The following is a 10,481-nucleotide window of genomic DNA, read 5'->3' as shown; positions in this document are numbered from 1 at the left end:
TTTTGCTGGCTTTTTTTATGCTTCGTATTCAAGCGGATCTTGTACACCATTTTCAGCGAAGGCTTCTAGTCTCTCTTGACATGCACCGCAACGACCGCAAGCTTTTTCCCTGCCATTATAGCAAGTCCAAGTGTCTGCATAGTTGAGACCCAATTTAAGGCCGTCAGTTAAAATGTCGATTTTGCTCGACGCTAAATATGGCGCTCTTACCTCGACAGCCTGATAATTAGCAATTTTACAAACAGCATTCATTGCTTCAACAAATTCAGTTCTGCAGTCTGGATAAATGGCGTGATCACCCGAATGAGCTCCAAAGTAGACAGCTTCAGCTTCAATTGAAACAGCATAGGCAACAGCCATCGACAACATCATCATGTTTCGGTTTGGCACCACTGTCGACTTCATACTGGACTCTTCGTAATGTCCTTCTGGTACATCAATATTATCCGTCAGTGACGAGCCACTGAGAAGTTGATTGACGGTACTAATATCGACTACTTTGTGCTCTATATTGTGTTTCTTACACACACGGCTAGCGAATTCGAGCTCTTTGCTATGCCTTTGACCATAATCAAATGAAACAGCATAAACGTCATAACCTTCTTGTATTGCCTTATTGAGCACGGTGAATGAATCCATACCACCTGAATATATTACGACGACTTTCGCTGACATTGCATTTCTCCTGTAAAAAACGGTGCTGATTCTATACGAACCCTGTTAAAATCCCAAACAGAAATGCAGAAATAAGAGAGTATATGCAACAAGCAAGCTTAAAAGTGAATGAAGTGTTTGAGTCTTTGCAAGGTGAGGGCTCATACACTGGGGCACCTTCAATATTTGTCAGACTTCAAGGCTGTCCAGTGGGGTGTTCTTGGTGCGATACTAAGCATACATGGCAAATTAATTTAGAAGATGAAAGTAGTTCAGAAGACGTGATGGCTCAAAACTTTGAATCCTCACAGTGGTTTACTGTCACTCCAGCATCATTGTTCGATTTATTTTCTCAGCAAGGCTATGTCGCAAAACATATCGTGATCACGGGTGGTGAGCCTTGTATGTTTGATTTAAGAGACCTCACAGAGCTCGCGCATTCACTGGGTTACACAACACAAATTGAAACCAGTGGTACGTTCGAGATTTTGTGCTCAAGTAAAACATGGGTGACGGTATCTCCAAAGGTCAATATGAAGGGTGGCTATGAAATGCGGGAAGACGCATTGCTAAGAGCAAATGAAATAAAACATCCTGTGGCTATGCAAAAGCACATAGATGAGCTAGATTCATTATTAACGCTATTGCCTAAGGACAAACAACCTTTGATTTATCTGCAGCCTATCAGTCAACAAAAGCGCGCTACTGACTTTGCTGTGAAAACATGCATTCAACGAAACTGGCGTTTGTCTTTGCAAACTCATAAATTTATTGGACTCGAGTAGTATCATCTTATCAAATAGGAGCGTTTGTGGATCCTCAGCCTAATGAACAACTGTTTTTAAAAGAACTGTGCAATTTACTCATCAAAGGGGACTTTCATGACAGTCTTGCCTTTTTTCATTTCCCCTGCGTCGTCATGAACAATAATGAAAAGTACATATTTAATAGAGATCTTGAGTTAAAGCAGTGGTTAATGAACTATTGTCGACGACTTTCCCTAGCTGATGGTGAAGAACTAGAGTTTGTTGTAAAAAAAGCAGTACAAATGTCGCCAAAGGTAAAATTCTCTCAGCTTTATCTCAATGGTTTGTTAGTGGAATCCGAAGTGAATAAAATACAGCTTTCTTTTACTTTAGGGACCGATGAAAACAATGCACTTAAAATAATTGTGGTGGTTATTGATGATGCCTAAAAAGATACTGTTTATCGCCAGCTTAGTATTGTGTAGTGCTTTTTTGAAGGTGCAAGCAGCGACTTGGGTCGTCAGTTACCCGGGTGCACTCTATGAGGGTGATGAGCGCCATAAGTATCCTGAGGCTCTATTAAAGTTAGCTCTTGAAAAAACCGGCGTGCGCTATGAAATGCGCGCATCTTCTCGAGTTAAATACCAGTCCAAAGCACTGCGACAGCTGCGAGAAAATTTGGAAGTTAATGTGGTTTGGAGCATGACTGACAAGCAAAGAGAAAGTGATTTGCTGCCTATTCGTATTCCCATTACTAAGGGCCTTATCGGTTGGCGAGTCTTATTGAGTCATAAAAGTAAGCCGTTTTATGAAAAAGAAATTACATCAATGGAAGAACTTCTTGTCTATTCTCCGGTGCAAGGTGTTGATTGGCCTGATACTAAAATACTGCAAGCAAATGGCTTCAATGTCTTGGCTGCTCAGAACCACGTAGAAGCGGCTAATCTTATCTCCCGACAGCAAGCAGATTTTTACCCGCGCTCTGTAATTGAAGTATTACCTGAACTCAGCGCAGAAAATGCCGATCCAGACGTGCTCCTCAAGCCCAGAGTTGCTTTGCATTATAAAACGGCAATGTACTTTTTTGTGAATAAACGTAATGTAACGATGGCTCGCTTGCTTGAGGTCGGCTTACAAAGAGCGATTGAAGATGGCAGTTTTGATGCCTTGTTTTATGAGTATCATGGTGAGATGCTAGACAAAATAGCATTAGATGAGCGTCTTCACTTTGAACTTGAGAATCCTCTGTTACCCATTAATACACCTGTCTATGATGCCGATTATTGGTATCAACCTGCTCAGTCTGCAGCGAAAAGAGAGGACGCTAGGCAATAAAAAACGGCAAAGGTAATAGAACCCATGCCGTTTTGTGTTTACTCTGTTGCTTAGGCCAATTAGCCTTTAAACTCACCGCCATGCACGTTTTTCATTGAACGACCTGAGGGATCTGCTGCTGCTTTAAAGCTAGCATCCCACTCTAAGGCTTCAACCGTACTACAAGCAATTGATTTGCCGCCAGGTACACATTTAGCAGCACTTTCTTGTGGGAAGTAGTCTTCAAATATAGTGCGATAATAATAACCTTCTTTCGTGTCCGGTGTGTTAATTGGGAAGCGGAATTCAGCTGTTGCCATTTGCTGGTCAGATACTTCTTGCTCAACGAAATCGCGAATAGAGTCTATCCACGAGTAACCAACGCCATCACCAAATTGTTCCTTCTGGCGCCATAGGACTTCTGCAGGCAAGTAGGTTTCATCATCAAAGGCCTTTCGCAATATCCACTTTTCCATGCGGCCATCGACACACATTTTATCTTGTGGGTTTAAGCGCATTGCGACGTCCATAAAGTTTTTATCCAAGAATGGAACACGAGCTTCTACACCCCATGCACTTGTCGACTTGTTGGCTCTTGCACAATCGAACATATGCAGCCGGTCTAGTTTGCGAACAGTTTCTTCATGCAGCTCTTTGGCATTAGGCGCCTTGTGGAAGTACAAGTAACCGCCAAAAATTTCATCCGACCCTTCACCTGATAGCACCATTTTGATGCCCATCGCTTTAATTTTACGAGTCATCAAGTACATAGGGGTGGCTGCACGAATAGTAGTAGTATCGAAGGTTTCAAGGTGGTAAATCACATCACGAATAGCATCCAAACCTTCTTGGATCGTAAAGTGGATTTCGTGGTGGACAGTGCCAATCATGTCCGCTACTTTCTTCGCGGCAAGTAAATCAGGCGCACCTTCTAAGCCAACTGCGAATGAATGCAGTCGAGGCCACCATGCATCACTTTGGTCACCATCTTCAACCCGTTTTGCCACATATCGGGCGGCAACAGCGGAAACCAAAGAGGAATCGAGGCCGCCAGAGAGCAGAACAGCGTAGGGGACATCAGACATTAAATGAGATTTTACCGCTTTTTCAAAGGCGGCCTTTAAATCATCTAGGTTGGTTTCGTTATCTTTTACTGCGTCATACGACATCCAGTCACGTTGGTAATACTTCACGAGTTTCCCGTCAGTGCTATCGAGATAATGTCCTGGTGGAAATTCCTGAACAGTCTTACAGACCGGTACAAGCGCTTTCATCTCTGAAGCAACATAGAAGTTACCGAATTCATCAAAACCGGTATAAAGTGGAATAATGCCTATGTGGTCGCGGGCAATCAGATAAGTATTCTTTTCTTCGTCATAAAGCACAAAGGCAAACATACCTTCTAACTTATCAATAAAGTTAACGCCCTCTTGTTGGTATAGAGGCAATATAATTTCGCAATCGGATTTCGTCGCGAATTCATAAGGTGATGAAAGGCCTGCTTCTAAATCTTTGTGATTATAGATTTCGCCATTGACGGCTAACACTTGATTACCATTATTACTGATGAGGGGCTGAGCGCCAGTATCGACATCGACAATAGCGAGTCTTTCATGACATAAAATAGCGTTGTCATTATGCCAAATGCCTGACCAATCGGGGCCGCGATGGCGTAAAAGTTTTGATAATTCGAGTGCTTGTGTGCGCAACTCAGACACATCAGTTTTGATATCAAGGATACCGAAAATACCACACATAGGTTGGTTCGCCTTTTCTTGCTAGGTTATTAGATTGGGTTATCGTTTTCTGTCGATATAAGGTAGGTATGTGGAACTAATGTTCGCGTTTATTATTATTTATGTTACCTCGGTATTGAATGTGCCATTTTGAGTAGAAAATGCAAGCCTTTTCTGCGCCAAAGCAGGAATTTGTTAGCCCTTGCATCAAGCTATGATTATTATGAAGCGAGGGAACTAAAAAATTTCATTCATGCACAAATCAAAATCGAAGAGGGTAAGGCTTTTTGGCCATTTCCGAAGGGCAAAAAAATAGCCTCATGTGAGGCTATTTAAGTCTTATTTTCGTGTCGTCAGCTTATCGCTGAAACTCACTTGTTGGTGCCCATTTTGGCCAATCGTCAGAGTTTGCGATGTCATAACCGACCTCAAACAACATTTGAGTATCTTCTTGAATGCCACCAAAGTCCCAACCTTCACGGAATTGGTCACACACTTGATGGTAACACCCTCTAACAACTAAATTCGTTTTTTTACGATAGTCAGCAGTCGCTTCATCAATTGGCTCGCTACCTCCTTTTGCATACAACGCAGGTACGCCTAGTTTTGCAAAACTGAAGTGGTCAGAGCGGTAATAGTAGCCTGCTTGTGGTGTGTCTTCTTGGGTTAATACACGGCCTTGGCGTTTGACTGCCTTGTCGAGGTAGGTTTCAAGTTCGGACTTGCCCATGCCGATGACCGCAACATCTTTTGTTCTTCCAAGCACATTCATCGCATCCATGTTGATGTTTGCAACCGTTTTATCCAAAGGGATGACGGGGTTTTCTGCATAATACTTCGAACCAAGCAATCCTTGTTCTTCAGCGGTGACAACTAACATGCTCACTGAACGTTTCGGATTTTCATTTAATTTTGAAAAGGCTTCTGCCATCGCTAAGATCGCAGCTGTGCCGGTCGCATTATCATGTGCGCCGTTATAGATTTGGTCACCTTCTTTAGTTTCATCGGTACCCAAGTGGTCCCAGTGTGCGGTGTAGATAATATGCTCATCGGGCTTTTCTGAACCGGGAAGGGTCGCTAGGACATTATAACTTTTTGATTTTTCAAAATCGTTCTTCACGGTAACTGATGCTGTCAGATTCAGTGGCTCTGAATAAGCACCTTGGGCTGCGTAGTCTTTTTGCTCATCAAAGTCTAAGCCTGCATCGGCAAAAAGTTTGACTGCCGCTTCGCGAGAAATCCAACCTTCTACGGCAACGCGACTAGCACCACCATCTGGGGTGACTAAACCGTACTGAGGGCCACTCCAACTGTTCGCAACAACTGACCAGCCATAAGACGCTGGCGCAGTTTCATGTACGATGAAAACGGCTTCAGCACCTTGTCTGCTGGCTTCTTCATACTTATAGCTCCAACGACCATAATAGGTCATGGTAGAACCTTGGAATAACTCACCTTCAGGGCTCGCAAAACCGGGGTCGTTGACTAAAACGATAACCGTTTTTCCTTTCACATCGATATCTTCGTAGTCATTCCAGTCGTATTCCGGTGCGTTAACACCATAGCCCAAGAAAATGACTTCTGAATCACTTAAGTTGATTTCAGAGACTTCGCGTTTTGAACCCGCTACCATGTCTTCTTTATAAGCGAGTTTATTTTCACCCAAAGTGAGCGTCATATCAGGGGATGCAGTAATTTGCATTAAGTCGACTTGTTGAAAAAAGCTATCTCCGTTACCGGGTTCAAAACCTACTTTGGTAAGCTCAGTAGTGAGGTAATCTAAGGTCATCTTCTCGCCAGGCGTTGTCGGTAGACGACCACCAAACTCATCTGAAGAGAGAGTTTTCGTATGTTGTTTGAGGGTCTCCGTGCTGATACTGTTATACACTTCCTCAAAATTGTTTGCTTGAGGCGCTTCTGATACAGCGTCTTCACTTTGTTGTGAGCATGCACCCAGACTGAGCAGCATTGCGGCTGATAATGCCAAAGTGAAACCTGATTTCTGTCGAATCATTTCGTGTTCCTTATTGTTATTTTTGCTTACTTATTGAATATCGTCTTACTTGTTGTGGCACAATATAACAAACATCTGACGTGAATAAACTAGACAAGACAATAACCGTGACATTTTCTGACATAAATCGCTTAAATTCTGCTCCGCTCAATCAATTAGCCTCTTATTACTCCCCTGAAATGAAGCCTGGGAGTCAAATAAAGGCGTCAATTATTGAGAGGAAAGGAAGTGACTGCAAAATAGACAGTTTGCTGACTGCTACCTATTTAAACAAAGTGGCACAAGAGACTCAGTCGAATTGTCAAAAGCGATTTGTCTGCCAAGATCAATTGAGCAATGATCCGCGCTATTATGAAGAAATTATATTTGAAGATAATGTAATACCAACGCGAGCAGGCACGTGGCACGATTTCTTTAATGGTCTTATGTGGTTAAGTTTCAACAAGACTAAAGCTTATATGAATCAATTGCATATAGAACAGAGCAAAAAGTATGGGCTTGTGCCACGCACAAAAGTTAGGAATCACGTCACCCATTTTGACGAATGCGGTCTTGTGCTTTTCATTCATGGCGACACCTTACTCAAGTCTTTACATGCCTACTTTTCAGAGCAGAATTGGGAGGCAATTTTTATCTCCTTAAAAGCGCACTGGCATAAGCAAATAATGCCTGTTGTGATCGGCCATGCAAATTATGAGATGTTACTCAAGCCGTTTATTGGCCTCACTGGTAAGGTCTTATTAGTGTCTACACCAGAGTCTTTGCTTGATAGTAAGAAAACAAATGGTGAGCTGAGAGCATGGCAGGATCAGCGAGTTGAGTATGATCACTTATTGCACAAGCACTTAATCGAAAATGCGGTTTTTGAGCAAAATAAACCGTTCTATCCCTTGCCAATTCTAGGAGTACCAGGATGGCATTATGAGGCCCAAACCTTAGCATTTTACGGCAACAAGCGATATTTTATGCCGAAGCGCCGACCTTAGAGATACGGATGCTTCGGCCGGCATGTTTACCGTAGACTCGCGAGCAATGTTAAAAATGCGATTAAGATAATACTCGGTATCGTTGCCACAATATAGGCTTTGTTGCGACTGAAATTAGTCCATTGTTGTAAGCATGAAGCAGCGAGAATAATGCCCCAAATTCGGTCGACTCGTATTTCATTCATCACACTTAACCAAGGGTTTGTAATATCAAGGCCAAGTATAAAGCTCATAGAAAGAGGGGCCATTGCTGAAGGTGATAATTGGCTCCCTGGCTCGGTCATCACTAAAATGGCTAAGGAAACAACTGCCCCAATAATGTATGGCATCATCGTCCACCATTGAACGCCATACCAATCCATAAAACTATGAATACTCTTATCGTCGTTTCTGGTCACAATGGTGTAGTAGAGCGCTGAAATAGCAGAAACAATCACCAGCATCACAGGTGTTAGGTAAAGCGCGCTGCTTTTTGCAGACTCGGCAGTACCCATGTAACTTCTCTGCATTTCCAATTCAGCAGGGCTAGCATTGGGGATAAGCACACTCAATTGCGCATCGACATACCAAGAATAGTCAATGACGCCAAAATATAAATACGCTGGCAGACAACTGATCACAGCGATTAAAATGAACGGTAACCACGACCAGTTATCTTTTACCGCAAGCGCTTTGAACACTTCTGAAGGCCGGATGAATATATCGTTACATGCCTGTATGGGGTTGGTAACTGCGTTCGAGTTATTGTGGTCGTTTTGCATTTCGCTCATCAGGGGTCCGTTCTTGTGTATGTTGAATGGAAAGTATTCAATGTATTGGAAAACAACTCAAGTGAAAAACTGAATTTGTAGCAATTTGAAACATTTAAAGCTCCTACCACTGTATTTTGCCTTCGCTTTTGACCCTAATATGACTTAGTCTATGCGATATAAAAATAAGGCAAGCTCTCGCATGCCAAATAATAACAAGAATTTGATAAGGACATGAGTGTGATTGAAATAAACAAACTCGCTAAGAAATTCAAAGTAGAAAACCCCAAAAAGCTCAGTGAGCAAGACAAAAAAGACCCCCGTTTGCAAGGACGATTCTTCCACTCAGTGAAGGAAGTGAGTTTTGCTTGTCAAAATGGTCAAGTGCTTGGTTTATTAGGCCCCAATGGTGCAGGTAAAACCACCACTTTACGAATGTTGTCTACGGCATTACAACCCGATAGTGGGAGTATTGAAATAGGGGGCATTGATATTCTTCAAAATCCAGTAGAAGCGCGTCGCCAAATCGGTTTTTTGTCGGGTGGCACAGGCCTTTATGGGCGTTTGAGTGGCCGTGAGAATATTGCATACTTCGGTCAGCTAAACGGCATGAGTCCGAAAGAGATTGATAAGCGTATCAGTGAGCTTTCAGAGCGCCTAGATATGGATACTTTCCTCGATCGTCGCAGTGAAACGTATTCAACCGGGATGAAGCAGAAGGCCTCTATTGCCCGCTCAGTCATTCACTCGCCAAAGGTTGTCATTCTGGATGAACCAACGACGGGCTTGGATATAATGGCGACGCAAACCGTACTGAACTTTATTCGTGATTTGAAGAGCCAGAATGTGCCAGTTATCTTCTCGACCCATCATCTAGACGAGGTCTCAGAGCTATGTGATATGGTCACCATCATTGATAAAGGTGAGACGATGTTTGATGATACATTCGATACCTTCAAAGCCGTTGCCGGGCCTTCATTGCATGAAGCATTCTTAGAGTCTATTGGACATAACAAAAACAATAAGCCAGTGGCACAGGGAGAATAATGATGTGGTTAGTATTCCAAAAAGAAATTAAAGAGCTCCTTCGAGATCGCAAAACCTTGTTTTTTATGATCGCGCTGCCGATTCTGTTGTTTCCCTTAATCATTGGGGGAGCTATCTATGTTGGCTCTAAAGTGGTCGAAGGGGCAAAAACAGAAGAACGCTCTTTTGCTATTATTGGTGGTGAATATAGCAGCGAATTCACTCAGAAACTCAACGATGTTGAGCAATTTAAACTAGTTGAATTGCCTGCTGATATTGACACGAAAGAAGAAATCACAGCCTATGTGAAGGCAGACAATGTTGATTTCGTCATTGAAATCCCTGAAAACTACAGTCGCGATGTACTAGCAAACGGTAAAATTGTACTGACGCTTTACCGCAATCAAGCAGGCTTAGCCGTGGTTGAAAGTGTGTTAAACAAGATTGTAGATGAATTTTCAGAAGAGTATCAAAACGTCGCTTTTGAAAACCTCACATTAAACGAAGAGCAACAAAAAAGTCTGTTAGAACCTATCAAGATTGAACAAGTGAACGTTGCTGATGAGCGAGAGACTCAAGGTGAGAATATCGGTGGGCTTATTCCTTACTTTATCTTTATGTTGTGCTTACAGGGCGCAATGTTGCCAGCCAGTGACCTCGGTGCAGGTGAAAAAGAACGAGGCACACTCGAGACATTACTGATCACACCCATTGAAAGAAACAAAATTGTATTGGGTAAGTTTTTTACTATTGCTTTTGCTGGGGTGACCTCCGCGCTGGTGACAGTATTGAGTATTGCGATATGGACGACCGTACTGAGTCAAGGTGCGGCAAACGAAGTTGTCATGAAGTTTATGTCTTCTATTGGTGCTATTGACTTTATTCTCGTCTTTTTGATGTTAGTGCCTGTGGTTGCTATTTTTGCTGCGGTCTTACTTACCTTATCAATTTACGCAAGGTCATTTAAAGAAGCACAAGGGTATATGACGCCTTTGGTTTTTGTTGTCATTATTCCTGTGATTTTCGCCATGTTACCTGGGGTTGAATTAAAAGGAATCTGGGCATGGGTGCCATTAACCAATGTCGCATTGGCAATTAAAGAGCTTATTAAAGGCACCATGGACTACGTGCAGCTATTTGCTATATTTGGGTCAACAGCAATTATTGCTGGCGGCTTGTTAGCATTCTGTATCCATTGGTTTAAACAAGAGAAAGTCTTGTTTAGATAAGTTTGGTATCACGAATAATAAACAGCC

At 42.5% G+C, this 10,481-nt stretch carries 10 protein-coding genes; 6 read left to right on the top strand and 4 right to left on the bottom strand.

Translation table 11 applies throughout. From position 1 onward, the window contains the following. Nucleotides 1-15: 15 nt before the first annotated feature. Entirely contained in the window at nucleotides 16-675 is a 660-nt protein-coding gene (gene queC / locus RM544_RS05255) for a 7-cyano-7-deazaguanine synthase QueC (RefSeq protein WP_311360701.1), read from the bottom strand. Between the two features lie 83 nt (nucleotides 676-758). Between queC and queE the strand changes: the two genes are divergently transcribed. From queE to RM544_RS05240, 3 genes are read left to right on the top strand one after another with little or no spacing between them, the layout of a single operon-like run. After that, on the top strand, nucleotides 759-1,439 hold the full coding sequence (gene queE, locus RM544_RS05250) for a 7-carboxy-7-deazaguanine synthase QueE (protein ID WP_311360700.1): 681 nt from the start codon (nucleotides 759-761) through the stop codon (nucleotides 1,437-1,439). A 26-nt stretch (nucleotides 1,440-1,465) separates the two neighbouring features. Then, nucleotides 1,466-1,849, top strand: a complete 384-nt coding sequence (locus tag RM544_RS05245; RefSeq protein ID WP_311360699.1) for a hypothetical protein — start codon at nucleotides 1,466-1,468, stop codon at nucleotides 1,847-1,849. Next, nucleotides 1,839-2,735, top strand: a complete 897-nt coding sequence (locus RM544_RS05240; protein ID WP_311360698.1) for an amino acid ABC transporter substrate-binding protein — start codon at nucleotides 1,839-1,841, stop codon at nucleotides 2,733-2,735. Before RM544_RS05245 ends, RM544_RS05240 begins: the two co-directional genes overlap by 11 nt. 59 nt (nucleotides 2,736-2,794) lie before the next feature. Here RM544_RS05240 and asnB read toward each other — a convergent pair whose 3' ends face one another. Together asnB and RM544_RS05230 are read right to left on the bottom strand one after the other, a co-directional pair. Beyond that, nucleotides 2,795-4,471 (bottom strand): asparagine synthase B, encoded by a 1,677-nt coding sequence (gene asnB, locus RM544_RS05235; RefSeq protein WP_311360697.1) that lies wholly within the window; start codon nucleotides 4,469-4,471, stop codon nucleotides 2,795-2,797. A gap of 337 nt (nucleotides 4,472-4,808) precedes the next feature. Then, entirely contained in the window at nucleotides 4,809-6,464 is a 1,656-nt protein-coding gene (locus RM544_RS05230) for a M28 family metallopeptidase (protein WP_311360696.1), read from the bottom strand. Nucleotides 6,465-6,571: 107 nt separating this feature from the next. Here RM544_RS05230 and RM544_RS05225 point away from each other — a divergent pair, with 107 nt between their 5' ends. Then, entirely contained in the window at nucleotides 6,572-7,450 is an 879-nt protein-coding gene (locus RM544_RS05225; protein ID WP_311360695.1) for a DUF3025 domain-containing protein, read from the top strand. A 26-nt stretch (nucleotides 7,451-7,476) separates the two neighbouring features. On the opposite strand, the gene RM544_RS05220 is transcribed toward RM544_RS05225, so the two are convergent. Further along, a complete protein-coding gene (locus RM544_RS05220; protein WP_311360694.1) occupies nucleotides 7,477-8,220 on the bottom strand; it encodes a YIP1 family protein in 744 nt (247 codons plus the stop codon). Nucleotides 8,221-8,439: 219 nt separating this feature from the next. On the opposite strand from RM544_RS05220, the gene RM544_RS05215 reads away from it, so the two are divergent. Then, nucleotides 8,440-9,246, top strand: coding sequence for an ABC transporter ATP-binding protein (locus RM544_RS05215; protein ID WP_311360693.1), 807 nt, complete (start codon nucleotides 8,440-8,442; stop codon nucleotides 9,244-9,246). A 2-nt stretch (nucleotides 9,247-9,248) separates the two neighbouring features. After that, nucleotides 9,249-10,454 (top strand): ABC transporter permease, encoded by a 1,206-nt coding sequence (locus tag RM544_RS05210; RefSeq protein WP_311360731.1) that lies wholly within the window; start codon nucleotides 9,249-9,251, stop codon nucleotides 10,452-10,454. Nucleotides 10,455-10,481: the final 27 nt, after the last annotated feature.

It is taken from the genome of Brumicola blandensis, from assembly GCF_031846165.1.
GTDB classification, from domain to species: Bacteria; Pseudomonadota; Gammaproteobacteria; order Enterobacterales; family Alteromonadaceae; genus Glaciecola; species Glaciecola blandensis.
This window is presented reverse-complemented; position numbering and strand designations above follow the sequence as displayed.

What these genes read in the sequence shown, in the direction of transcription:
- RM544_RS05230 (WP_311360696.1), bottom strand. Translation starts at nt 6,464, where the DNA reads ATGATTCGACAGAAATCAGGTTTCACTTTGGCATTATCAGCCGCAATG.
- RM544_RS05240 (WP_311360698.1), top strand. Translation starts at nt 1,839, where the DNA reads ATGATGCCTAAAAAGATACTGTTTATCGCCAGCTTAGTATTGTGTAGT.
- asnB (WP_311360697.1), bottom strand. Translation starts at nt 4,471, where the DNA reads ATGTGTGGTATTTTCGGTATCCTTGATATCAAAACTGATGTGTCTGAG.
- RM544_RS05220 (WP_311360694.1), bottom strand. Translation starts at nt 8,220, where the DNA reads ATGAGCGAAATGCAAAACGACCACAATAACTCGAACGCAGTTACCAAC.
- queC (WP_311360701.1), bottom strand. Translation starts at nt 675, where the DNA reads ATGTCAGCGAAAGTCGTCGTAATATATTCAGGTGGTATGGATTCATTC.
- queE (WP_311360700.1), top strand. Translation starts at nt 759, where the DNA reads ATGCAACAAGCAAGCTTAAAAGTGAATGAAGTGTTTGAGTCTTTGCAA.
- RM544_RS05210 (WP_311360731.1), top strand. Translation starts at nt 9,249, where the DNA reads ATGTGGTTAGTATTCCAAAAAGAAATTAAAGAGCTCCTTCGAGATCGC.